The sequence below is a fragment of the Shewanella sp. ALD9 genome (assembly GCF_002836315.1).
Lineage (GTDB): Bacteria > Pseudomonadota > Gammaproteobacteria > Enterobacterales > Shewanellaceae > Shewanella.
In genome coordinates this window covers 886,480-911,523 of sequence record NZ_PJCD01000002.1, presented here as the reverse complement: position 1 = coordinate 911,523, position 25,044 = coordinate 886,480, and the positions used below count along the sequence as shown (strand labels likewise).

The 25,044-nt window shown below is 40.9% G+C and carries 20 protein-coding genes and 1 tRNA gene; 10 read left to right on the top strand and 11 right to left on the bottom strand.

Going from position 1 to position 25,044, the window contains the following annotated elements:
- The first annotated feature begins 2 nt into the window (after positions 1 to 2).
- Positions 3 to 1,526, top strand: coding sequence for an SO_0444 family Cu/Zn efflux transporter (locus CXF88_RS07335; protein WP_101086234.1), 1,524 nt, complete (start codon positions 3 to 5; stop codon positions 1,524 to 1,526).
- A 197-nt stretch (positions 1,527 to 1,723) separates the two neighbouring features.
- On the opposite strand, the gene CXF88_RS07330 is transcribed toward CXF88_RS07335, so the two are convergent.
- Positions 1,724 to 2,530 (bottom strand): S1/P1 nuclease, encoded by an 807-nt coding sequence (locus tag CXF88_RS07330; protein WP_101086233.1) that lies wholly within the window; start codon positions 2,528 to 2,530, stop codon positions 1,724 to 1,726.
- Positions 2,531 to 2,816: 286 nt separating this feature from the next.
- On the opposite strand from CXF88_RS07330, the gene CXF88_RS07325 reads away from it, so the two are divergent.
- Complete coding sequence (locus CXF88_RS07325; RefSeq protein WP_101086232.1) at positions 2,817 to 5,990, top strand: TonB-dependent receptor; 3,174 nt, start codon at positions 2,817 to 2,819, stop codon at positions 5,988 to 5,990.
- Positions 5,991 to 6,132: 142 nt separating this feature from the next.
- Here the strand turns inward: CXF88_RS07325 and CXF88_RS22175 are convergent, their stop codons facing one another.
- Together CXF88_RS22175 and CXF88_RS07320 are read right to left on the bottom strand one after the other, a co-directional pair.
- Entirely contained in the window at positions 6,133 to 6,255 is a 123-nt protein-coding gene (locus CXF88_RS22175; RefSeq protein ID WP_011635985.1) for a hypothetical protein, read from the bottom strand.
- Positions 6,256 to 6,525: 270 nt separating this feature from the next.
- Complete coding sequence (locus CXF88_RS07320) at positions 6,526 to 7,464, bottom strand: LysR family transcriptional regulator (protein ID WP_101086231.1); 939 nt, start codon at positions 7,462 to 7,464, stop codon at positions 6,526 to 6,528.
- A 96-nt stretch (positions 7,465 to 7,560) separates the two neighbouring features.
- Between CXF88_RS07320 and CXF88_RS07315 the strand changes: the two genes are divergently transcribed.
- The 4 genes from CXF88_RS07315 to CXF88_RS07300 all read left to right on the top strand — a co-directional run bounded on the left by CXF88_RS07315 (position 7,561) and on the right by CXF88_RS07300 (position 11,213).
- A complete protein-coding gene (locus tag CXF88_RS07315; RefSeq protein ID WP_101086230.1) occupies positions 7,561 to 8,655 on the top strand; it encodes an HlyD family secretion protein in 1,095 nt (364 codons plus the stop codon).
- Between the two features lie 46 nt (positions 8,656 to 8,701).
- Entirely contained in the window at positions 8,702 to 10,288 is a 1,587-nt protein-coding gene (locus CXF88_RS07310; protein WP_101086332.1) for a DHA2 family efflux MFS transporter permease subunit, read from the top strand.
- Between the two features lie 46 nt (positions 10,289 to 10,334).
- Positions 10,335 to 10,799 carry a GNAT family N-acetyltransferase gene (locus tag CXF88_RS07305; RefSeq protein WP_101086229.1) on the top strand — a complete coding sequence of 155 codons (465 nt, stop codon included), beginning with the start codon at positions 10,335 to 10,337 and terminating at the stop codon, positions 10,797 to 10,799.
- A 96-nt stretch (positions 10,800 to 10,895) separates the two neighbouring features.
- Positions 10,896 to 11,213 (top strand): putative quinol monooxygenase, encoded by a 318-nt coding sequence (locus CXF88_RS07300; protein WP_101086228.1) that lies wholly within the window; start codon positions 10,896 to 10,898, stop codon positions 11,211 to 11,213.
- Positions 11,214 to 11,406: 193 nt separating this feature from the next.
- On the opposite strand, the gene CXF88_RS07295 is transcribed toward CXF88_RS07300, so the two are convergent.
- Positions 11,407 to 12,450 carry a porin gene (locus tag CXF88_RS07295; protein WP_101086227.1) on the bottom strand — a complete coding sequence of 348 codons (1,044 nt, stop codon included), beginning with the start codon at positions 12,448 to 12,450 and terminating at the stop codon, positions 11,407 to 11,409.
- Between the two features lie 807 nt (positions 12,451 to 13,257).
- Here CXF88_RS07295 and tcdA point away from each other — a divergent pair.
- On the top strand, positions 13,258 to 14,061 hold the full coding sequence (gene tcdA, locus CXF88_RS07290) for a tRNA cyclic N6-threonylcarbamoyladenosine(37) synthase TcdA (RefSeq protein ID WP_174839622.1): 804 nt from the start codon (positions 13,258 to 13,260) through the stop codon (positions 14,059 to 14,061).
- Positions 14,062 to 14,083: 22 nt separating this feature from the next.
- Here tcdA and CXF88_RS07285 read toward each other — a convergent pair whose 3' ends face one another.
- Entirely contained in the window at positions 14,084 to 15,664 is a 1,581-nt protein-coding gene (locus CXF88_RS07285) for an ATP-binding protein (protein WP_101086226.1), read from the bottom strand.
- A gap of 229 nt (positions 15,665 to 15,893) precedes the next feature.
- Here CXF88_RS07285 and CXF88_RS07280 point away from each other — a divergent pair, with 229 nt between their 5' ends.
- Positions 15,894 to 16,505 (top strand): superinfection exclusion B family protein, encoded by a 612-nt coding sequence (locus CXF88_RS07280; RefSeq protein WP_101086225.1) that lies wholly within the window; start codon positions 15,894 to 15,896, stop codon positions 16,503 to 16,505.
- Positions 16,506 to 16,673: 168 nt separating this feature from the next.
- Here the strand turns inward: CXF88_RS07280 and CXF88_RS07275 are convergent, their stop codons facing one another.
- A complete protein-coding gene (locus tag CXF88_RS07275) occupies positions 16,674 to 16,805 on the bottom strand; it encodes a DUF3149 domain-containing protein (protein ID WP_101086224.1) in 132 nt (43 codons plus the stop codon).
- A 372-nt stretch (positions 16,806 to 17,177) separates the two neighbouring features.
- On the opposite strand from CXF88_RS07275, the gene CXF88_RS07270 reads away from it, so the two are divergent.
- Together CXF88_RS07270 and CXF88_RS07260 are read left to right on the top strand one after the other, a co-directional pair.
- Positions 17,178 to 17,262: transfer RNA gene (locus CXF88_RS07270), tRNA-Leu, on the top strand.
- 714 nt (positions 17,263 to 17,976) lie between these two features.
- A complete protein-coding gene (locus CXF88_RS07260; protein WP_101086223.1) occupies positions 17,977 to 18,675 on the top strand; it encodes a hypothetical protein in 699 nt (232 codons plus the stop codon).
- Between the two features lie 101 nt (positions 18,676 to 18,776).
- On the opposite strand, the gene CXF88_RS07255 is transcribed toward CXF88_RS07260, so the two are convergent.
- The 5 genes from CXF88_RS07255 to CXF88_RS07235 form a co-directional block, all read right to left on the bottom strand.
- Positions 18,777 to 22,643, bottom strand: a complete 3,867-nt coding sequence (locus CXF88_RS07255; RefSeq protein WP_101086222.1) for a S8 family serine peptidase — start codon at positions 22,641 to 22,643, stop codon at positions 18,777 to 18,779.
- A 292-nt stretch (positions 22,644 to 22,935) separates the two neighbouring features.
- The gene (asnC, locus tag CXF88_RS07250; RefSeq protein ID WP_011636002.1) at positions 22,936 to 23,397 is read right to left on the bottom strand and encodes a transcriptional regulator AsnC; all 462 of its coding nucleotides are present in this window, start codon (positions 23,395 to 23,397) and stop codon (positions 22,936 to 22,938) included.
- A 100-nt stretch (positions 23,398 to 23,497) separates the two neighbouring features.
- A complete protein-coding gene (rluA, locus tag CXF88_RS07245; protein ID WP_101086221.1) occupies positions 23,498 to 24,175 on the bottom strand; it encodes a bifunctional tRNA pseudouridine(32) synthase/23S rRNA pseudouridine(746) synthase RluA in 678 nt (225 codons plus the stop codon).
- A 94-nt stretch (positions 24,176 to 24,269) separates the two neighbouring features.
- Positions 24,270 to 24,560: a hypothetical protein gene (locus CXF88_RS07240; RefSeq protein WP_101086220.1), complete on the bottom strand. Its 291-nt coding sequence runs from the start codon at positions 24,558 to 24,560 to the stop codon at positions 24,270 to 24,272.
- Between the two features lie 34 nt (positions 24,561 to 24,594).
- The gene (locus CXF88_RS07235; RefSeq protein ID WP_101086219.1) at positions 24,595 to 25,014 is read right to left on the bottom strand and encodes a hypothetical protein; all 420 of its coding nucleotides are present in this window, start codon (positions 25,012 to 25,014) and stop codon (positions 24,595 to 24,597) included.
- Positions 25,015 to 25,044 lie beyond the last annotated feature (30 nt).

Sequence of the window (25,044 nt, the reverse complement as noted above, 5' to 3'; positions counted from 1 at the left end):
GTATGTTATTGACCAATTTTCTTCATTTATTTTTAGAATCTGCTCCGTGGTTGTTACTGGGCTTAGTGCTGGCCGGGTTGCTAAAAGTATTTGTGCCGATGGCATGGATGCAAAAGCAACTTGGCGGCCATGGAATGAAAACCGTCGTTAAGGCAGCATTATTAGGTGCACCTTTACCTTTGTGTTCGTGTGGTGTTATCCCCGCAGCAGTTGGTTTACGTCGAGCTGGCGCCTCAAAAGCGGCAACAACCTCTTTTTTAGTGTCTACACCCGAAACTGGCGTTGACTCAATTACCGTATCGTATGTATTACTCGGGCCTTTTATGGCGATAGTGCGTCCGATAGCGGCGATTACTAGCGCGATAGTGGCGGGTTTATTAGTGGGCCGTGATGACGATGATGGTATTCCTGCGTCAACATCTGCTAAAGCGAAAACGGCCACTGATTCATCAGCGAGTGCCAAGCCGGTATCATCATGCTGTGGACCCAAATCAACTGCTAGCTCAGACGCCAGCTCTGAAACGACATCTACAGGTAAAACAACCACGAGCACTATGCAAAATGCTGGCGTGAAAATGACAGCGATTAAATCAGAGTCGGTTAATTCAGGACCGATATTGAGCCCGATGACAGCAGCGCAATCAATCGGTGGCAGTCGTTCGCAAGTAAAGCAAAGCAGTTGCTGTAGTAGTAAAGCTGCGGATAAACCAGCCGAGTCTGCACCTGCTGCCTGTTGCAGCACAAAAGCAAAAGATGACGTAATAAAAGACGAAACACCAGCTGCAACCGTTACATCAAGTTGCTGCAGTAGCAAAGCGGAGCCAAAGGTCGAAGCGATATCGACAAGCTGTTGCAGCACAGCAACGACAGTAAACCCTGCGATAAGTGAAAGTAGTGATGAAGCCAGCTGCTGTGCATCGACTCAAGATATGGCAACAGAGTTGAAGCACAACAGTGTATTCAGCCGTGTGTTATCGGGTTTGCATTATGCCGCAACGGATTTAGTGAAAGACACTACCTTGTGGTTATTAGTCGGGTTATTTTTTGCCGCCATCGTGCAGACTTATGTACCAGCTGACTTTTTAGTCAAATGGGGCGACGGCATTCTGGCGATGTTAGTGATGGTTTTGGTGTCGATCCCGATGTATATCTGTGCTACGGCTTCAACGCCTATTGCTGCAGGCTTGCTATTAGCAGGGGTGTCACCCGGCGCGGTACTGGTATTTATGATGGCAGGCCCTGCAACCAATATTGCAACCTTAGGCGTGGTGACTAAAGAGTTAGGCAAGCGTGCATTATATGGTTACTTAGGTGGCGTTATCGGTGTGGCGTTAGTTTTTGGTGTACTAGTTAATTACTTAGTGGATACCTTTGGTTTTGAAGTGATGCCGCAGATTGGTGAAGAGCATGCCTTATTACCTCAAGGCGTAGTGGCGGTTTCTGGTATCGTGCTAGCGGTGTTAATGGCCAAAGTATTGTGGGACATGATCCCAAAAGGCAATAAAGAGAAAGGTTGTTGCTCGTAATAAGTTAAACCAAATGTTAACCATAGCGAGTTAACTCAAGCGTGTTAGCTAAAGCTTGTTAACCATCGCGAATTAAGCACATAAAAAAGCCAGTGATAAATATCACTGGCTTTTTATTAGGCTAAAACATTATTAATTCACAATATAGTGTCAGTCGAAACGAGTACAGGTAAGCAATAGCGCTAGTCAGAAAAGTGCTAGTTAAAAATAGCGTTGAGTTTTTCAGCCAATCTAATGCCAGCTTGCTGCAATCGCTGCTCGATAATGGGTTTATGGGTAAATACGTAGTTAAAACGTAAATCGTCTTCATCTTGATAATTCTGTTCGAGCTGGTAAGCCCTTTGCCTTAATGCTTTCGACTCATCAGCCCATTGATAATAGCTTTGACCACTCCACATTTTGCGTTGTTGTTCGCTAATACGCGTTAAAAAATCACTGTACTCTGTAAAGCTTAACTGCTGCTGTTCAATTAGCTTGCTGTCCCACACAGTATGCAAATTTGTGTGCTCACCAAACCACTTGAGTTTAATTGTATTCCCACCTTTATCATGGCTGTGACCCACATGTAGTGGTTGATGAATGTCGCCGACAAAATGTACGTAAAATGCCAATGCTTGCCATTTCTCTTGTTGGCTGGCTTTAGGGTTTACTAATATTTTTTCAAATCGTTGCAAACTTTCGATGATATCGCCATCAGCATTGCGCTTAACCGTTTTCCACGACTCATCGTCTTCAATTGAAATGTAATGCCATGGCGCAGCGCGATCCCAAGCGTTGTCTGAGCGGATTTCATCAGCCCAAGTTGACATTTGCGCTAAGCTTTCGCCACCTGTCAGTTGGTTTATTTTCTGTTGAGCTGTCGGGGATAAATTGGCTTGAGCGATTTGGCCTACAATTCTGTGGCCTAATTGACCAAATGCTTTGGCAGGTAGGCTGAACGTTAAGGTGAACAATACACTGCCCACTAGCAATAACATGTTATTCAGTAAAACAGACGATTTCATAAAACTTCCAATTCATTGTTGTTAAGGCAATAACAGCGTCTTTAATGTGCCAGCGTATGAAATTATTGTTACGTGACACAGACTTGAGTCGCGACTATATAGCAACAATATGACATTTATGTGTTACTCCAAAGTTGTTTTGCGGTTAATTTTTTCGTTTAAAAATGACATTAAAATGCAACATATCGTCCTTAGACTTCGCCCTGAAGTTTTTGCTCTATTGATTTACTAAGCCCGATAAACGGGTAACTAAACATTAAAATATAAAAATATTCAGGGGTTTGAAATGTTGCTTAATCATAAAATCAGTCGTCTCGCGCTCGCGACATGTTTTGCTATGGGAATTGCTTTACCTGCAATGGCGGCAGATACCGCATCTGATATTCGTGGTCAGATTATAGGTCCTGCTGGTAATGCTGTTACTGATGCAAAAATTACTATTATCCATCAGCCTACCGGTACCGTTACCGAAGTTCCTGTTTCTGATAATGGGCAATTTACTGCCCGCGGTTTACGTGTCGGTGGTCCTTACATTATTAAAGTCGATTCTGATGTGTTTGCTGACACAGTTGAAGACAATGTCTACTTAGGATTAGGCGAAACATTCCGTTTTAACCGCACACTAGAAGCCACTTCTACGATGGAGCGTGTTGGTGTCGTTGGCAGTGCAAGCTTTCATCGCAGCGCCGGCGGTAACAGTGACTTTGGTGAGCAAGATATCGCTAACGCACCCGGTATTAGCCGTGATTTAAAAGATGTGTTGCGCCAAAACCCAATGGCTGTTGTGGGTACCGACGGTATTTCAATGAGCGTGGCGGGCATGAACCCACGTTTTAACACTTTTGTGGTAGACGGTATTTCTCAAAACGATGATTTTGGACTTAATTCAAATGGCTACCCAACTCAGCGTTCACCTATTTCTATCGATGCAGTGGAGAGTGTAGCGCTTAACGTATCGCCTTACTCTGCTCGTAGTGGTGGTTTTACCGGCGCACAAATTAATGCAGTAACTAAGTCGGGCACCAATGATTTATCCGGGACTGTTTTTTGGGAAACCACCAACGACAGCATGGCGGGTGATGGTAAAGACCAGGACTCTGGTGACACCTTAACCCAAGATTTTGAAGAGACCACATTCGGCGGCACGGTTGGTTTTCCTCTGATTAAAGACACTTTGTTTTTCTTTGGCTCATATGAAAACTTTGATGCACCAACGTCGGCAGAGTGGGGGCCAAAGGGCGCTGGTTTTGCCAATGAGTCAGATGTGACTTCAGAAGATCTAATTCGCATAGAACAAATTGCTCAGTCTATATATGGTCTTGATAGCATTGGCGGTTACACCACCTCACCACAAGAAAAAGATGAAAAAATCTTAGCTAAAGTGGATTGGAATATTAACGACCAACACCGTGCCAGTTTTACTTACCAATCGACCATAGGTAATGTAACCAACAACATGTCATCAGGTGATTCGTCATTAAAATTATCAAGCACTTGGTATGACAAAGAAGAAACTTTAGAAACCTACGCGGCCAACTTATACAGCGATTGGACTGACGATTTTAGTACTGAAATCAAAATCGCTTACAAAGATACCACCACTAAATCGAAAACCATTGATGATTTAGGCATAGGTATGGTGTCGGTACAAACCTTCGAAAAGTCAGGTGACAAAGTCATTTTTGGCACTGACAGTTCTCGCCAAGCAAATGAATTAAATAACCAAAATCTTGAGCTACGTTTTGTGGGTGATTATTACCTAGGCGACCACGATATTGGCTTTGGTGCTCAGTACAATAGCGTTGAAATATTCAACTTATTTGCTCAAGATGTGTTGGGCAATTGGGAGTTTGATTCTATTGATAACTTAGCGGCAGGCGCCGTCGATAGTTTCCGTTATCAAAATGCGGCTTCGGGTAATCCAAATGATGTGAGTGCCAGTTTTAACATGGACACCTTGGCATTATTTGTTGAAGACTCATGGGATATTACGGCCGATTTAGAGCTCACGTTCGGTATGCGTTATGAAACCATTAGCATGTCAGATACTCCAGCCATTAATGAAAACTTTGTTAATCGATATGGGTTTGCTAACAACGAAACCTTAGATGGCCAAGATATTTGGTTACCTCGTGTAGGGCTTAAATACTTATTAAGTGATGATGTGACCTTATACGGTGGTGTAGGCCGTTACAGTGGTGGCTCACCATCTGTTTGGATTTCAAATAGCTTTTCAAATGATGGCAACAGCTTATTAAGCTATAACGAAGGTTGGAACCCAGCATGGGGCACTCCAGATTTTGGCAATATTCCAGCAGATGCTCAAGCGGGTTTAGTGGGTGGCGACGGTAATGTTAATGCCATCGACCCTAACTTTGAGTTACCTTCAGACTGGCGTGCAAGTATTGGTTTTGACAGTACGTGGGATTTAGGTGCCTTAGGTGATAATTGGTTTGTGGGTGGTGAGTTTTTATACATTCAAAAAGAAAACGACTTAGCATGGGTTGATTTAGCCCGTCGCCAAGTGAAAACCGATGCCACTGGCCGTGTGGTTTATGAAACCTGGGACCCATTAGCAAATAATGGTGCTGGTGGTAATACCGAGCGTTATGACCTCATGTTAACCAATGCTGAAGATGATGGCTCCAGTAAGACGTTAAGTTTGTCGATTGCCAAAGAGTGGGATATGGGCCTTAGCATGCGTGCAGGTTATGCTTATAACTCAGTTGAAGAAGGCAACCAAGGCTCGTCGTCTACTGCAACGTCTAACTATCAATATACCCCAGTACAATATGATCGTAATGGCACCACTATGGGCACTGGCTATTATGAAACACCGCATCGCTTCACCTTTAGCTTGGGTTATGACGTAGAGTTTGTTGCAGGTTACAACTCTAGCTTTAACTTATTCTACGAAGCGCGTGAAGGTAACCCATTAACGTGGACACTAGGTTCATATCGTGATGGCAATTTAGGTGACCAAAGCAAGTTTGCTGGCGCATCATATTATCTACCTTACATTCCAACAGGTGCTGATGATACTAATGTTGAGTATGCTGGTGGATTAACTTATGAGGAGTTTAAAGCGGCAATTGATGAAATAGGTTTAGGCCAATATGCCGGCGGTATAGCACCAAAAGGCACCGACAACCAACCATGGATACATCAGCTAGACTTCCGCTTTACGCAAGAATTACCAGGGTTTACTGACGAGCATAAAGGTATTTTATACTTCGATATCAAAAACGTACTTAACCTAGTTAATGAAGATTGGGGCGTGGTTGAATACCAAAGCTTTAACAGCGCTAAGCTGGTTGATCATGACTACAATGCGGCGACGGGAGTTTATACTTATTCTGTTCCATTTGGCCAAGATGGTATTGAGACTAACAATTACGATACTTATGACATTAACAAATCAGCTTGGCAGCTTAAAGTGGGCGTGAAGTACAAGTTCTAATACTTTGTTAAGTAGAGTGCTGGTGCTGTATCTAGAGTGCTAATCAATAGGTTCCAAACAAAAATACCGAGCAATTAGCTCGGTATTTTTATGTGCTCAATATGGTTACATCAAGCTATTTATCCGCTAAACGACGTATAAATTATTTGATTTTACTGGCAAAATTTTCAGGTGAATTTTTCGACTGCTTAACCGCACGTTTCTCTTTTAAAGATAATGCCGGCTTTTTCTTCGCTTCTTTTGAATTATTACGTTCTTTGCTCATTTGTATGACTCCTAGCACGCATAATGCGTAACTAATAAATGGTAATTTTTGTTGTTAGTATCGAAGGTGCTAATGAATCAGCCACTTAATACTTACTTAGCCTTTGAACAATTTACTGAACCAAACTTATCATTGATATTGCGAATTAATGATGTGCGAGAACTTACCTCTATGATCTAAATTAATCACCTTATTAAGTTGATACTAGCACCTAGTCAGTTAAAAATATCTATTTATTCTATAGATTATTTTGTGCTTAAAAACTCATCTTTAATTATGATTGCTTTGTTGGACAAAATCGGGGATCTCAAGTACACCTTCGCCCCAATGCTCAAACAAGGCGGCGTATAAAAACTCTACAAACACTCGGTATTTACGGGGTAAATATACGCGCTGTGGAAAACTCAGGGTGACCTTGGTTTGCATCATTGGAAAGTCTTCTAATATCGGTATCAGTTGCTTACTGTCGATGGCTTCTTGTGCAATAAAAACCGGTACCGCAGTAATGCCTAGACCTTCAATAGCAGCCTCTCGGGCAAAGGTGACATTATTGACTTTTAGCTGTGCAGGGGGATCGAGATCAAGCCATTGGCTGCCATCAAAAATACGCCAGCCACCATCAATGTGGGCCGACTGTAACTTAATTGCGGTGTGGAACATTAAATCTTGCGGTATTTGTGGTGTGCCATGACGCTTAAGGTAATTTGGACTTGCCATTAACAACCGGCTAGCAGTGACTAACGAGTAGCTTTGCAGCTTAGGATCACGTTGTTCGGTAATTTGAAATAGAAAATCGACCCCTTCTTCAATCACATCAATTTTACGGTTAGTCAGTTCTGCATCGATGGTGATATTAGGGTAAGCCGCCAGAAACCGCGCAAGAATACGACCTAAAAATAATTGTCCTAGCTCGATAGGGCAAATCACTTTTAAATTGCCTTTGATGTCTTGCTGGCTCGCACTGAGAAGATCTTCGGCATTTTGTAAATCTTGTAGAATTTTACTAATGCGATGGTAATAACTTGAACCCGCTTCAGTGAGTTTCAATGACCTTGTGGTGCGAAACAGTAATTGCACACCGGCATCGGCTTCTAGATCTGCGATTTTACGACTCACAGTGGCTTTGGTTATTCCCAGTGCTCTGGCTGCACCGGTAAAACTACCTTGTTCTACGACTTGCGAGAATATTTGAACGCGATTGAGATCCATATTGTTACACCTGTGAAACAGTGGGTTGAATTTTTACTATCTAATAAACTTAAGGAAACAGTAGTAAACTAGAGCAGAATAAATTAGGAGTCAAATATGTCTATCAATAAGCGGTTAGTGTTAGTGCCAGGTATTATCGTTGTGTTAGTTGTTGCAGGCGTTTATTGGTGGTCACAAGTTCGATATATCGAGTCAACGGACAATGCGTATGTTGAGGCTGATATTTCCAATATCAGTGTAAAAGTTCCCGGCTATATTGTGCAATCTGCTGTGGTTGATAATCAACACGTCAACAAAGGTGAACTGCTGGCTCAATTGGAAGACAGCCAATTTGTTGCCAAGCTAGCTCAAAGCAAAGCTGTGTTAGCGAGTACGCAAGCAAACTTACAAACTCTAGCGGCAAAGGTTGATTTACAACAGGCATTAATTAATCAAGCGAAGGCTACCGTTGTGGCTTCACAGTCAGAGCAGTTAATTGCGCAACAACAATTGAAGCGTTCACAGAAATTAAAAATCAGTAATTACAGTTCACAAAATGATGTTGACCAACTTCAGGCAGGTTTCGATTCAGCATCGGCTCATGTCGATGAGGCGCAAGCCGCATTAGTGGCTAAACAGCGTGAATTGTCGGTATTTAATGCGCAATTATTACAAGTACAAGCGGATGTCGATCAGGCAATGGCCAGTGTCGAGTTGGCTAATATTCAATTGGTGGATACACGTGTTACTGCACCTTTTGCAGGGATTATAGGTAAGCGTGGTGCAATGGTGGGCCAGTATGTTCAACCAGGGCAAGCATTGTTTAGCTTAGTGCCAGATGCACAAGTGTGGATTACGGCTAACTTTAAAGAAACTCAAATTGAGCACATGCAAGCCGGACAAGCCGTTAAGGTGAGTTTAGATGCTTATCCTGATGATGTGTTTAGCGGATTTATCGACAGTTTAGCACCTGCATCGGGTTCTAAATTTAGCTTGTTACCCGCAGAGAATGCGACCGGTAACTTTACCAAAATTGTTCAACGTATTCCGGTGCGTATTCGTCTTGAACGTGATCAACCCTCATCTGCTATTGGGCGTATTTTACCAGGATTAAGCGCTGTGGTTGAAGTCGATACTGAGTCTGCAACCCAATCTCACGAACTCGCTAAGGCAACAGCTGGTCAAGCAATGTCTGTGACTGCAGGGCATTAATATGAGCCAGTCAGCCACTGAGGCAGATGTATCAACAGTCGGCCCTATGAGTACTGTGAGTGATAAACCGACGGGGTATCAGCGCGGTAGCAAACGTTCTTGGATAGCTGTTGCGGGCGGCTTAATCGGTGCCTTTATGGCTATTTTGGATATTCAAATCACCAATGCGTCGATGAAAGAAATTCAAGGTAGTTTAGGCGCCACTTTAGAAGAAGGCAGTTGGATTGCTACCGCTTATTTAGTGGCTGAAATGATTGCCATTCCTTTATCTGGTTGGTTAAGTACTGGGTTATCGACTCGCCGTTATTTACTGTGGACTACCGCTGCCTTTATTGTGGCCTCTATATTGTGCTCAATGTCTTGGAACCTTGAGTCAATGATCGCTTTTCGTGCCTTGCAGGGATTTTTTGGCGGGGCATTAATTCCGTTAGCATTTCGATTAATTCTTGAGTTTTTACCCGACAATAAACGCGCCATGGGTATGGCTTTGTTTGGGGTAACCGCAACATTTGCCCCTTCCATTGGGCCGACGCTAGGTGGTTGGCTAACCGAACAGTTTAGCTGGCATTATTTATTCTATATCAATGTTCCACCAGGCTTATTAGTGATGGCGATGTTAGCTTATGGTTTAGAGCGCAAACCAATCATTTGGGATAAGTTAAAAGACGCCGATTATTCAGGCATTGTCACCATGGCGTTGGGTATGGGCTGTTTAGAAGTTGTGCTAGAAGAGGGCAACCGTAAAGACTGGTTTGGCTCTGATCTTATTCGTAACCTCGCCATTATTGCCGCGATCAATATCAGCTTGTTTATTTGGATCCAGTTACGTAAAGCTCAGCCATTAGTGAATATTCGTCTGCTTGCTCAGCGAGACTTTGCCTTATCTACGGTGGCGTATTTCTTACTGGGGATGGCCCTATTTGGGGCGATTTATATGATCCCGCTGTATTTATCACAAATTCATGATTATACCCCGCTAGAAATTGGTGAAGTGATTATGTGGATGGGCTTTCCGCAGTTGCTGGTACTGCCATTAGTGCCTAAATTAATGCAGAAGTTTGATCCGCGATATTTGGCTGCACTTGGGTTTGCTTTATTTGCGACCAGTTATTATATGAATAGCCATATGACCATGGATTACGCTGGCGATCAAATGATTGCTTCGCAAATAGTACGAGCGTTAGGACAGCCGTTTATTTTAGTGCCTATTGGTATTTTGGCGACAATGCATCTTCAAGCACATGAAAATGCCTCGGCATCGACAGTGCTCAATGTGATGCGTAATTTAGGTGGGGCTTTTGGTATCGCGCTGGTGGCAACGTTAACCGATAATTTAGCTCGAGTTCATTTGGCCCATATTAAAGAGACGTTGCCAGCAGTCAGTGCCCAAGCTTATAACTATATTCAGCATACCAGTTCGATACTGCAAATTGCGGGTTCTGATGCGGTGAGTGCTAACTCACAAGCCTATGCTTTACTAGCTAAAAACATGTCACAGCAGGCATATATTCAAGCCTATAATGATGTGTTTCTTATCATGGCATGTTTTCTATTGATTGCAGTTGTTGCGGTTTTATTGATCCGTAAACCCGTGGCGAAAAGTGATTCAGATCAGCCTAATGAAATGCATTAATCATGTTAGTATTATCTTAATTGATAGCAATAAATTAAGGTGAGAGATGACATTAACGTGGCTAGATGTTGGTTTTACTGAGCTGTCTTTAGAGCAGCTTTATGGCTTATTGCAATTGCGTGTAGATGTCTTTGTGGTTGAACAAAATTGTCCTTATCCTGAATTAGACGGTAAAGATAAACATCCGCAAACCAGGCACTTATTGGGAGTGAATGAACAGGGTGATATAGAGGCTTATAGCCGCGTGTTAGCGCCCGATATTAGTTACCCTCAAGCGAGTATTGGCCGTGTTGCTGTTGCAAAATCTGCCCGTGGTCAGGGCGTGGCCAATCAATTAATGCAAAGTGCCATAGCCATTGCAAAACGGCATTGGCCAACAGACAATATTCAGATTGGGGCACAAGATTATTTACGTCATTTTTATCAACAACTTGGCTTTATTGTCAATTCAGATGTGTACCTTGAAGACGGCATTGAGCATCTTGATATGTTGTTAATCTATAATAGCTAATTGGTATGAGTAGCGTTGGATTCAGAGATAATATAATCAACTCTGCGTTAAGCCGCTATTTCTTTGGATTTGGGTAGATTTTATTAAGGAAAAACGATGTCAGATTATGTAATTAATACCCAGCAAATTGTGTGTGTCGCTCAATTTGTGGCGAAAGCAGGAAAACGTGATGAGTTAGTGGCGGTATTGGCAAGCTTGATCCCTGATACTCGTCGTGAATCTGGCTGTATTCGTTATGAATTGAATGTCAGTATTGATGACGACAACAAAGTTGCCTTTGTGGAAAAGTTTGTCGATCGTGCTGCGTTTGATCAGCATTGCGCTAAAGATGCTATTGAGCATTATTTCCACAATGTAATGCCTGAGTTGGTTGAGTCACATCATGTTGAAGTGTTTAATCAAGTGATTGCTTAATTGGCGGTTGCTGTTAAGTGCGGCAATTTCGATAGCTGTCATTTCAAGTGCTGGATTTCAAGTTCTGGATGTCACGATTAGATTTGAAGCGTTAGAGCTCAACATTAGATTACAGATACAAAAATGCCAATCTAAACAGATTGGCATTTTTAATCATTTATACTGTTAAGCCGAAGCTTTTATATCAGAATGATTAGAAGTCGTAACGAGCACCGACAGTGAAGATGTTGTCATCTTCTAAATCAACAGTAGCTGTACCCACTTTATGGTCGCCTTCATACATAGCATAGTGACCATAAACTAAGGTTGACTTAGAGATACGGTAATCAGCACCCACAGTAATTTGAGTGATGTTTACGTCAGTACCAGTCGCTTCTTTAATATTTTTGTAGTAGCTACCAAAACCAGCTTCATCTTGACCGTATTCAGCTTTTAAGTTTACGCCGTTTAGGTTGTAAGATACGTTAAGGAAGAAAGAATCACCTTCTTGATCAGATGTTTGGCTTTCAGTGTTTTGGTATAAACCACCAAGCTTGAACTCACCTAGCTTAACTTGTGCCACACCACGATAAGCATCAATACCACCAATAGTATTATAAGCTGCAGCGACATAGTAAGGTTGTGCTTTAAGGCCTTTATCACCAATAGTTGCACTTAATGCATATTGATCATCATATGATTCTTTACCAGCATCATCTGTGTAGTTGTCTTCCATTAAATAAGTTGCGTTTAATGTAACTAAGCCACCAATCACTGGTGAATAGTACCAAATACCGTCAGCTTTACGTAACTGGCCGCCAATCATACGATCGATATCTGCGTTGAAGTTACCAAATAAATCAATGCCACCTTCAGACTGTTTAAATACAGTATCGTTACGGCCGATTAACACTGTACCTGCGTCACTTTTTAAACCTAAGAATGTGTTACGCGCTTTAAATACAACTTCGTCACTGCCATTTTTGCCTTCAGTTTGAGTGGTATTTTCAACTTGGAATTCCATTTGGTATAACAGTTCAATACCGTTACCAAATTTTTCGCTACCTTTTACGCCTAAGTTAGAAAAGTTGTTTTCTAATACTGTGCCTTCTTTACCATTTTGAGTTGTTGCGCCTTTATCAGAATTAGTCACGGCTAAATCTAAACGACCATAGAAACTTGGGCCTTCAGCAAGTGTAGCGAAAGAAACTAATGTAAGTACAGATGCTACCGATGCAGAGATTAAGGTTTTTTTCATCTTTCATGCTCCCTAGAACGTTATGTTCTATATTCCATTTTTCATGGTTTTAGTTAGTGAAGTTTGTCGCAGATTCAATTCTGTAACAATCTGGTGCAGATTTTTACAGATTTGATACCTTCAGAGTGTGGCCTAGATCAAATAAACAAGGCCTACTTGAAATTTTGTGTATAAATCTGTGATAACTGCGACCATTTGTATAAAAAAATCACCATATGGCGTGGATCTACCTCTTTAGGGATGTTCCTATTCGATTAAAAATAGGCTAGCGCACAACCATAAAAAGTTGCAGAATTGTATGTTAGCCCATGTTAATTTAATCATTGTGAATATTCGATGTTAATTTTTATATCTTTAGTCTAATAAGGTTATAAATTAAGCATATTTTAATGTTTGTTGTGATAGACACATTGGCGCTAGGACATAAAGACATTTAGCTCAATCTGCCTCTGCTGAGTAATAGATTGCTATCAAACGGCTCTTTATCCTGCTATCTAGATGGTATGGTTTACCATAGATATAGGTACACTATTGACGTGTTAATCCTCCGGCCAGCTTGATCTGTTAAGCTGCAATAAACCGATTTTATTACTTTATCCCACATCCAATATCCCATATTTTATATCTCATATACCAAAACGAGTGAGCAGAATTACTCGCTATAAATACGAGCATGTGGTGCTTGTTATTAAACCAAAACGCATCCTTAACTAAATTCATCTAGAGTGAATCGTGACAAACGTTTAGCTTTGAGGATAAATCATATAAAATTGGCCGCGAAAATAGTCGTTAATTAGGGCGTAACCCATGTTGTCAGAATCTTATACTCATCGTTTTGCTGGTGTTGGCCGTTTGTATGGTCAAGCCGCACTAACGACTTTTTCGCAAGCCCATGTTGTGGTTGTTGGTATTGGCGGTGTAGGCACATGGGTTGCCGAAGCATTAGCAAGAAGTGGGATAGGGCAGATTACGCTAATTGATTTAGATGATATTTGTGTTACCAACACCAATCGCCAAATACATGCATTAATTTCGACTATTGGCCAATCAAAAGTTGAGGTTATGGCAAAACGCATTGGCGAAATTAACCCAGAGTGTGTGGTTAATGAAGTAGAAGATTTTATTACCTTAGATAATCTTGCTGAGTATTTTAAGCCGGCCTCACAAGGTGGCAATATTGATTATGTGGTTGACTGTATTGATGCTGTAAAGCCTAAAGCAGGTTTAATCGCTTGGTGCAAGCGTAATAAAATTCCGCTAGTGACCATAGGTGGTGCTGGCGGACAAACCGATCCGACTTTAATTCAAGTGACTGATTTGGCTAAAACAGTACAAGATCCATTATTGGCAAAAGTGCGCAACATATTACGCAAAGATTACAATTTCACTAAAAATATTCAGCGCCGTTTTGCTGTAGATGCGGTGTTTTCGACCCAACATCTCGTCTATCCTCAAGCTGATGGCAGTGTATGCAACACTAAAGAAAATGCAGAAGGCAGTATGCGAATGGATTGCGCCTCCGGTTTTGGCGCCATTACTATGGTAACGGGAACGTTTGCGTTTGTTGCGGTTAGTCGTGTGCTGACTAAATTAGCCGCTAAACCCGCTTAACATTGTTGTGTAAATTTGTCGGTTATCTCGGCACACTAATCACGAACATTGGCCCACCTAGTGGTGACGTAGCAACATAACAGATATTACCCTTGAGCTGAGTCACCGCGTTAAACGCTGCCGCTAGCCCTAAACCTACTCCTCCTTTGTGACGAGCTGTGGTGAAGAAGGGTTCGAAAATATGTTCGACGATGTCATTAGGAATAACCGCGCCATTATTTTGAATTTCGATTTGGATACTGTCTGGCTCAGCAACGACATTGATGTGGATTTTCGCTTGCGAAACATCCTTAAACGCATGCAAAAAGGCATTTGATACCACATTAGTGATAGCTTGGCTTAATAAACTGGCATTATTATTAAGTTGCAACTGCTTATCCAAACTGGTGGTTATTTCGACGTCTTGCGGTGAAAATATCATTAATGTTGAATCAGTAATATCGCGTAATAGATTGCTCAAATTAAAGACGGTGTTTTTCTCGTGGCTTTGTTCTGCGGCAATAGATTTAAATTGTTGGATCAAATAACTGGCACGAGTGATATTACTGACGATTAACTGACTGCTTTGTTGGTATTGCTCTAAAATCCCATTAATTTGTTCTAAAGTGGCATCATCGCTATGGATTAATTTGATCAACTCTTCTATGTGAGACAATTGCGAGCTGGCAGCCGTTAAGCAAATACCGATAGGGGTATTAATTTCATGAGCTACGCCGGAAACTAACCCACCTAGTGCCGCCATTTTTTCTTTTTCAACCAGAACTTGTTGTGTTCGTTTTAACATTTGCAATGATTGTTCAAGTTCTCTGGTTTGTTCTTTTACCTGGCGCGCGAGCTCATCTTTATAGCTGCGTTCTAATAGCAGTAAGCGATCGCGATCTTCAAGTGCGTGCTGAAGATCGATTTTTGATTGGTGCAATGCTTGATAAGAGCCTCTTATTTGCCGTTGCATGGTATTAACCGCATCGGCTACCAAACTGAATTCATCATGTTGCGGCTTACGATTAAAATCCAAAGGAGTAAAGTCGTGGTCTAAGCTAATATCATCGCAATATTGGCTTAGTTGACGAAGATGTTTGGTCACATTGAACCACACCAGAAGCAAGATAAAGCCAGCCACTAAGAAGGTTTTGATCGCGTTGGATAATAAAATCAGTATTGCTTTATCATACAAACGATCATATATGACATTTAGATCAGCTTGTACGATGAGTGTCCCAACAGGAATATGTTCATTATTGGTATAAATTAATGGGTATTGTTTCTCAATAACAGCCGTTTTCTTATATACACCAAAGTGCCATTCTTGATTCGTGTCATCACGGATAGAAATATAGTTTATGTCAGGTAATTGACTTAAACCACGGAGCTGCGTGTCGATTAAATGTTCATCTATTACCCATATGCTGGCTGCCAGCACTTCTAAATTTACCGCTTCTATATTCGAAAAAACGCGATCAATTCTACTTACATCACTTTGATAATCACTTACGAGCTGATAAGCCGTCGTCACGAGGGTAATTAAAGAACTAAAGATCACGATAGAAAGCGTCAGTTTTCGAGCTATTGGACTTCGCAGTAACTGTTTTATGGATATCAGCATAGTTTCTTCATTGTGATTTATAAATAGGGAGGATCTACCGATGAAAGTATTTATTCTACAATGCATTTCGCCAGTGTTAGTTCGGGTTTCATACCTTGGTTCAAGCATAGCCTGATAGGCCATATATAGTATGAAAAAATAAATAAATATCAGCTAATCAATTATTTTTTTCTGGCATATATTTTGCTTTGCCTTAGTAAGCTCAAAAATCTGACACTGCGGGTAAGCTATGATGAAAATGAAAGTAGGTTCAATAAAGTTATTGAATAGTAAGCGTTTGTTCGTAAGTTCTATGTCATGGCTTATTGTAACATGTGCTAGTTTATTGTTTGCGCCTAAAGATTTATTGGCGTTTTTATCGTTAGACCAACTCGTTAATCAATATGGTCAGTTTATTGGCTTAGGGTTGATTATGGGAGTGGCATATTTTTTAAGCCAGATTTTTGCCTTTGTCGTCGATGAGGCCATCGTATATTTACGTCAAAAACGTACCGTAGAAACTATTGACGCAAAAGTGAAACTACTGGACCCTGCTGAAAGAGCCTTGCTACGGGAGTTCTTTTTACAAGGACAAACTATTTTAACCTTGCCACAAAATGAATTAGCGGTTAAAAATTTAGTTAATACCAGCATACTTGAAATGCTTGGAAACGAGCGTCACTATGCGATTCAAGGGCCAACGGCTGAATACAAAATTTCGATGCAAGCACGTAATTATTTAAATCGTGATGTACTCCGTTTACCAGCGGGTGAACCCAGTGCAGAAGAAATGAGTTACCTGATTAAAACGCGACCACATTTTATTAATGGATTGATTCAATCACGTAAGCATGCAGTGTAATAGCGCGGAAAATAGTGCTGTAGATGAATAAAAAAGATGGGGGCGTATAAAGCCCCCATTCTGGCATAAAAACACATCATGTGTTTTGTCGCCAATGTATCATTCACAAGGAAGTATCCATATTGGATATGAATAATAAGCAGTAAAAAACTTAACCTATTAAGAGACTCACTTAGTAGGTGCAGACTTCACAATAAACATCCACATTAGATAAGACATTATTCCAAAGGTACAAAAAATTACCATCATAGAAAGTAATCCTATTGCGTTACCAAACATTAAATCTAACCAAAATGCCATGATATTTATCCTTTAGGTTGTGAAGACGTGATCATCATAAAGTCAAAATAACGTCGTTATACTGATCTTGATCAATCTTCAGCCGTCATGATGTTAACTTAGTGTAAAATTGCCAATTAGCTCACAAAAAAACACAATCCATCTCAATAGAGGGTGATGAATGACTTTTGACCAATTGAGTGTTTTTATAGAAAATAATAGGTAAAGGGCTTGCCATTATTAAATGCAACGGTATAATCGCCAGCACTTAATCGTGACAATGATTGTTACGAAAAGTATTGTTTGGTTAGGATTAAATTACGAGTGTTGTTTTGCAAAGATATTTGGATTTCTCAGATTACTTTGCAAAGCTAACATAGCTACTAAGTCTTTGCCTGAGTGATGAAATTGGTATACATGGGGGATTCAAAATCCCCTGCTTCACGGCGTGTCGGTTCGAGTCCGACCTCAGGTACCATCATTTGAAAGCCCTGTTCTTAATTGAACAGGGCTTTTTTTATGCTTAAAGTTCAATGGTAACAGATACAAATTAACCTGCTTTGGATCAACAGCGCTAAGTCTCATCTGTGAATCGGCAAGCCGTTAGATTTTTGTTTGTATCTGTATTGCCATTCCCCCAACAGAACGTATTCAAGTATCTTTGATAGACATTCTCGAATACATTTGATTAGTACAAATGACTTGATGATTAGCGGCTTTGAGGTTGAAATAGGCTTATCGTTCTTTACTGTTTCTTTAGCAAGGATATTTTGGCTGTGAGAGTTTTTATGCTGACTCAATACTATTCTTTACGCCACTTTTAACTGTTTAAAGTTCGCTTGTCAGGGTGACTTCTCCTTTTCTGTCTTTAACTCAATTTGAAATATAATGATGAATCATTATAGGGTTTCTTCGCATTATCTCATTCCATTTCTGTTTAAGATAAAATGGCTTAAAAATGTGAGTTGATTCATTTATAAGCTAAATTAATATCATATAAACAAAGTTTAATATAATTGTTAATATATTTAATTTTTAATAAAGCATTATAAATCAGATTGTTATGTTTGTTCGGTGGTCTATCGGTATGACATTTTTTGTTTTTGCTCTTATACAGTATTGCGATTGCACATGTTGGGTATTAGTTTGACCTATCTTCGTCACTTTTTGACGCTTATAAGAAGGAGTTTCCATGCAAGCACAATTTAATGTTCAAATTGGTTCTTTTCGTAAAATCAATAAGATCCCGAATGCTTGGTCAAATGAAGACTACCTTCAGTTGATGGCTATTATGGGCTTAGATGATGGCCTAGAAGGAATGGAGGCTACTGAACTTAGAGAAATGTGCATGATGTCTCTAAATGATTTAGAGGCCAATGAAGCAGCTAAAATCATCTTGACGCATTTATTCAGTGAATTAACTGAAGGTAAAATTGATCAGTTAAGTAATGACATGATCGGTGACAGAATGTGGGAAGAATATTCTGATTGCTTGCTCCATGAAGGTTTTTTTAGCGCTTATGCCTTATTGAGAGAAGCATTTAATGGTGTTTTTGCCGAGCCTACCGGTGTTGAGTTTATGGTTAATGTCACTGCAACTGACGCTGCAGAGTTAACTATTTTTGATGCGTCATTACATGCCTCGATGGTACGTCTTCTCGCATCTGGGTTATCTCCTGATGCACTATTGCATCGATTATATGAAGACCAAATTACCGGGACACAATTTCCAGAAGCCTTAGGGATATTGTGGAAGCTAGAATTAGTATCAAATGAAGGTTTATCTCGTCAGTTTAAGATGGTGAGTTCAGACTTCTGGTTTGGACAATTGGCGAATGTAGAGCAGTTTGAAGCTTCTGCTCATGCTGATGAATCGGATGAAGATGAATAACTAAGGTTATCTAGTTTGATATTTTTAACCAATAAAAAAACCAGCTGATAACAGCTGGTTTTTTTTACATCATTTAGGCTATGCCAAATTAATGATTACTATTATGAGTGCTTACGACGACGTAATGCAGCTAATGGTAGTAATAGTGCAGTTAACCAACCCATAGAACCACCAGAAGATTGCTCTACTTCCTCGGTAACATTAATGGTTGCTGTACCTGGTGCACTTGTCAGCTCACCGTCAGATGCAGTTACTGTGAAAGTGAAGGTGTCATCACCTACTGGAGCAGTAAACAGAATTGATGGACCACCGTTGGTAAAGCTAACACTCTTACCACCAGTTTGAACCCAATTATAAGTTAAAGCATCACCATCGATGTCTTTACCGTTTGCTTTTGCTGTTACTACAAATCCACCAGCGCTATTCATTCCTGAAGGCGCAACCGTTGGAGCATCATTAACGTTATTAACAGTAATAACGACTTGTGTAGGCGTGCTCAAATTCCCTTCTTCATCAGTTGATGTATAAGAGAATGTATCCGTGCCAGTGAAGTCAGCTGTTGGTGTATAAGTAAATGCACCATCTGCTGCTAACGTCAGTTCGCCATTAGTCACTTTATCAACAAGAACAACAGTGTCTAATTTCCCAGCAGGAGACACATCGATTAAGCGTTGAGCCTTAGCCGTCATGCCATCACCCGTTACTTGAGTACGAGCTACTTTTTGGTCTGGCTTAGTATCATTATCTAATACATTACCTTCCATAGAAGTATCTTCATCAAGTGAAGGGGTGTCAGTTTGGCCGAAGCTAAACTCAGTAACCATTGCTTTATAGGCAAGTTCAACACTACCTGCAGTTGTTGATTTTACTTCAACCCAGTCATCATTAGTAACAGATGTGCCTGCACCGTTAAAGTAATGAGTTGTACCTATGCTACCACTGATGTTTTCAGCGCCAATCGTTACGTTAGCTGGCATACCAGGAATATCATAATAATTGAATGTGACTTCTTCAGTATCGCCAGTTTTTAACCACACGCTAAAGCTATACTGATCACCTGAAGGATCGCCCCAAAGTTGCGCATCATTCCATTCAACAACTAAGAATGAAGCTGTTCCAGTGCTCACGACACCAAGAGAGATTGCTCCACCACCAGTATCGCCAACTGTACCATCACTTAAATCAAAATCTGACCAGAATGGTGCAAGGATATTATTTGGATTTGAGCTATCAGGTAGTTCTTTATTAGCATAAGTGCCTGCAGTTGAACTATTACCAGGAATGACTATGCCGTTATCCGAAATAGTGATTGCTGTATAAGTTTGTCCATTGTACTTATAAGCTGGAACTGTAAATACAAATGTAGTTTCATCACAACCGTCTAAACAAGCAGGTGTTTGACTTAAGCCAAGAGCGGTAATATTAGGATATGTACCTGTGCCACTAGTCGTGACCATTTCAGGTAAATCCATTGAACCAACCCAAGTGACTACGCCAGTGTTTTCATCAACAGATAGACCATTTTGCGAGGCGCCGTTCAGGACCACAGATACATCATCTTTTGATGTAAGCTTAGTGCCTTTAGGAGCCGTAGCCGTCAGAGTTACCGTGTTTTCAAACATAGTGTTATTCACAACAGATTTTATTGTGAAAGGATCAGCAACAGAAATATCAGTGTCAGTTGTAAAAGCTGATATTAATGATGAATCACTTGACTCTTTAGCGAGTACAGCCAGTGGAAGGTGAGCATTTTGCTTTCCTTCAGTGCTGCTAATCATGACATTACCGAAAATCCAATCACCATATTCACTAAATGTAGAATCCACAGTGACAGTGAAGGTTGCTGATGCACCCGCTTCAAGTTCAAGTGTTGATGGTGAAATCATTAGACCAGCAGTACCAGAACTTGCAGAAAGCGTCCAAGATGATTTTTCATCACTCTTGTTGTAAACCGTACGAGTAAAGGTACAGATACCAACACATGAGTCTGCAGCTATAGAAGGCTTATCAAATGTTAACACTGCTTTTGCTGCAGCATCTAAATCCATACGACCCGCACCCATAGCAAAAGGCGTTGCTGGTGTTGATGAGTCGTCATCTAGAATGCCATCTATTTTAGATGTAGATGTTAGTGCAGTTTTAATATCAGTTGCTGACCATGTAGGATGTAGCTGACTTAAAAGCGCTGCAGCACCTGCAACATGTGGACTAGCCATACTAGTACCAGAAATCATACTAAAGTCTTCTCCACCGTCATCTGGTGAGAAAGCCGATAAGATGTTTGTTCCTGGGGCTGCGAGATCAGGCTTAAGGATGTTCTCATTACCATTTGGGCCACGAGAGCTAGATTCATTGATAGAATCTGCAAGACCACTGGCCATGATACGTTTAATGTCAGCGCCAATAGTACCTTGAGTCGCTGTATCACCCATTGAATCTAAAATTGCCATGCCGTCATCTTGGGCAATCATAACTGAAGGGAAGGTAATACCCGGCACTGACATAGTGATTGGTGCACCAACACGGTTGTTATAAACAACAACAGCAGTTGCGCCAGCAGCTTCAGCGTTAGTCACTTTATCGCTAAAGTTACAAGTACCACGTGAAATCAGTGCGATACCATCTTTAAATGAATCTGCAGCGAATGGATCACAACCTTCAAAGTTTTCGGCATCAATATTGAGTGCTGAAATAACAGTTCCTGTGATGTCCATATCAATTTCAGTATCTGAACCTGGAATCGCTAACAAATCATCACCACCAGTATTGAAGCTGTTAGCGAAGTAACGACCAGTCGTGCTGTTAGCCACAGTGATACCAGACTCGATACAACCAGGACAGCCAACTGTTTTTGCTGCATTACCATCATTACCAGCAGCACTTACTACAACAATACCAGCAGCTTCGGCAGCTTCAAACATCGTTTTGTATGGGCTACTTGAAGGATCTGAGCCAGCGCCACCACCCCATGAGTTGTTAATGACATCGGCACCATCATTAACGGCATGCTCTAATGCTTCCATGAGCATGATGTTCGAACCACTACCACCAGTACAGTCAGCTTTAGAATAAAGTGCTTTATAAGCCATTAAATATGCTGCTGGAGCAACACCTGATAATGTAACGTCAACACCTTGGAATGTTGTTTCTACCTTGTTGCCAACAGCAGTACCGGCAACGTGAGTACCATGACCACCAAATCCTAATGGGCTCATGTATTCATCGGGACAGACTTGGAATGTAGGTTGTGACCAACGTGCAACAATCAGTTTATCGTTACAGAATGAGCTATCCACCGTTGAACAGTAGTCATCTGTTGGCATCATCCCTGTAGGCGCTTCAAAACCTTCGCCTGAGAACATTGGGTTTTCAGGACGAATACCACCATCAATAATGGCAACACGGATACCTTTACCAGCGTTTTCCATGCCATCTACTGCATTCCACATAGCTTCACTGTTGATTATTTCATGTGAAGCATCCATGTTTGTTTCGTACATAGCTTCAGGATATACAGAGATAACTCCTGGAATAGCCATTATTTGTTCAACAGTTAACCCTTGGCCAACAATAGTGACACCGTTAAATAATGTTGTAAATTGACGCTCAACTTTAGCATTTGAAGCAACCTTTGAAAGGGCCTTTGTAAATGCAGCTTGCTCGGCCTGCAGATGAGACACATAGCTTTTAACTGGAGCTGATTGAATGTCTAATTTGCTATTTTTATCTTTAATCGCGGTAGAAGCATAAGTTGAAATACCACCTTGATATTTTGCAATAGCAGGTGATTCTAGTTCAATAATATAACGCTGAGGAGCTTTGACATCGTTAATTTTAACCGCAGGTTTTTTGTTATGGTCAGTAGAAAGCAGTTCAATGCCTGCATGGTTAGAGCTATATTGAGTATTTGCATAAGTAGCACTTGATATTAGTGCTGCCGAAATGGCTAGGGCTAATTTTGTCTTCACAACTTCTTCCTTGTTTTTAGACACCACTCAATTTGAGGGGGATATCGCTGTAACACGATGTATATTAAGTGATGGTGTTTATAATATTTTCAGTTTTTTGCTGCACTCTATGGCACATCAGTAGCATTTGTAGCACAAAGGTTTAACAAAAGTAACACTGTAACTTAAAAAAACGGCAATCAATTGTTAATAAGTATGTGCAGGTTTGTGATTGAAGTTGTGTTATTCACGAGTGGGAGTTGACAATTTTGGAGTTGATGCAGGGCTTGAGGGCTACTTAGCCCTCCATGGCCTAGGGCTTTACCGATCTTACGATGGGATTTTGTAGGCTGATAAGTGTTTCTGTAGACTGGATTTCATCAATAGATTGAATACGGTTAATTAGCACATGCTGCAATCCATCGATAGATTGGCACATTACCTTTACAAATACCGAGTAATTTCCGGTGGTGTAATACGCTTCTACTACTTCTTCTAATTCATTTAGCTTGGCAATAGCAGCCGGATAATCGCCTGCACTTTTTAAATTGATGCCGATAAAACAGCAAACATCATAACCGAGCGCTTTGGGATTTACGGTAATTTGCGCACCAGTAATAATGCCAGCTTGTTTCATTTTTTCAACGCGAACATGGATCGTCCCAGCACTGACGTTAAAACGTTTCGCCAGTTCCGCAAAAGGTGTTCTGGCGTCTTGCATAAGTGCGGTAAGTATATGATTGTCTAATTCATCACGTTGAAATGAGCTATCCACGGTATAAAGCCTAATAAACCATTAATTGGTCATAAATCTACGACTTTCATTGCATAATAGCTACTAAAATTAGCATGGTTATTAACAATGTTTAATTTTGTTATTGATCCGCCGTAGGGGCCATGAACGTGACGGGAGACTCAAAATGCATTACTTGTTGAGAGTAGGGGTGAGTTATCGATAATGCCGCGGCATGAAGGAGTAACCTAGGTGATAAGCTTTTTGCTAAAGCATCGGCATAAAATCCATCACCAAGGATAGGGTGGCCTAATGCCATCATATGGACTCGAAGCTGATGCGAGCGTCCAGTAATAGGAGTGAGTTTGACTAATGTTGACTTAGCACCATAGCTCACGACTTCAACTAACGTCACCGAAGGTTTACCAACTGTGTGGTCTACTTTTTGTTTGGGTCTATTAGGCCAATCACAAATTAGCGGTAAATCGACTTTAGTGATACTGGTTTTCATATGACCCGCCACTCGAGCAAAATAGGTTTTGGCTGTTTCTCTATCACGAAATTGACGTTTTAATTCTCGTTCAGCACTGCGTCGTAGTGCGACGACAATAACCCCAGAGGTAGCCATGTCTAATCGGTGTACAATTTGCGCATTTGGATGTTCAGCTAAAACCCGAGAATAAATACTGTCATGATAAATAGCCTCTCTTCCTGGAACCGATAGTAGTCCAGAGGGCTTGTTTGCGACCAGAATATCCTTGTCTTGATACACAATATCTAGCCAAGGAGTGGTGGGTGGGTTGTAAATGAAATCAGCCATAGTTGCTCTCGTGAGTCAATTCGCGGCAAAGATACCGCTAGGGCTTATGATGTGCAAGTATAGAATGGAATTGCTGAAAGACTAAAACGACGATTTAAGAGAATGCATTGCCGTTGACGTGCATGATGGTGAATGTCCACACTACAAATGCAAGTGGGATATGTACCAATGCATAAAAGCATTGATCAAGACGACTCATACCTTTTGCTTGCCAAATTAAAAAAAGGTGCGCACCAATGACAGTCGGAAAGAGTACTAATAATGGATAAAGTGAAAATGGGCTAGCATCGGTGAAAATGGCGTGACTCATCAACGCCCAAGCCACCATAAAAGCGGTAGTCAATGGCGGCATAGCAATGCGATATTGGTCTGGGTAAGGGAACATCCCGTGTCCTTAGAGTCATCTCTGTTGTGGTGTATTAACCTTTTATTTCTTTTTTGCTCTGGATCACTTTTCGATGAACTATCGAGTAATGGCGTAATCCAGCGGGTCCATGAGATACAATAACAGATAATAAAATAATAAAGATGACTAATTCAGAATGACACTGACTTATTTGAATAAAAAATCCTAGTAGGATGACTTTTAGTAAGGTTAACACTCCTTTGAGTTGTATTAGCCAGCGCCAATCTCTAATGATCTCCCAACTCATTAGTAATACACCGGATACGATTGCAATAAGCCAATAATTAAACCACAGAGATAACTCAAGATTAAAGATAATGCCACCACCACTGCCCACTACACCAATAATGTGCAGTGCTCTGAGTGCAGTTTTGCTTATCCGTTCAATCCAAAATCGGCGGTTTGATACTGGCAAATTCTTTTTCTGATTCATAGTGTCGTTGCTAGGTTAACATAGCAATAA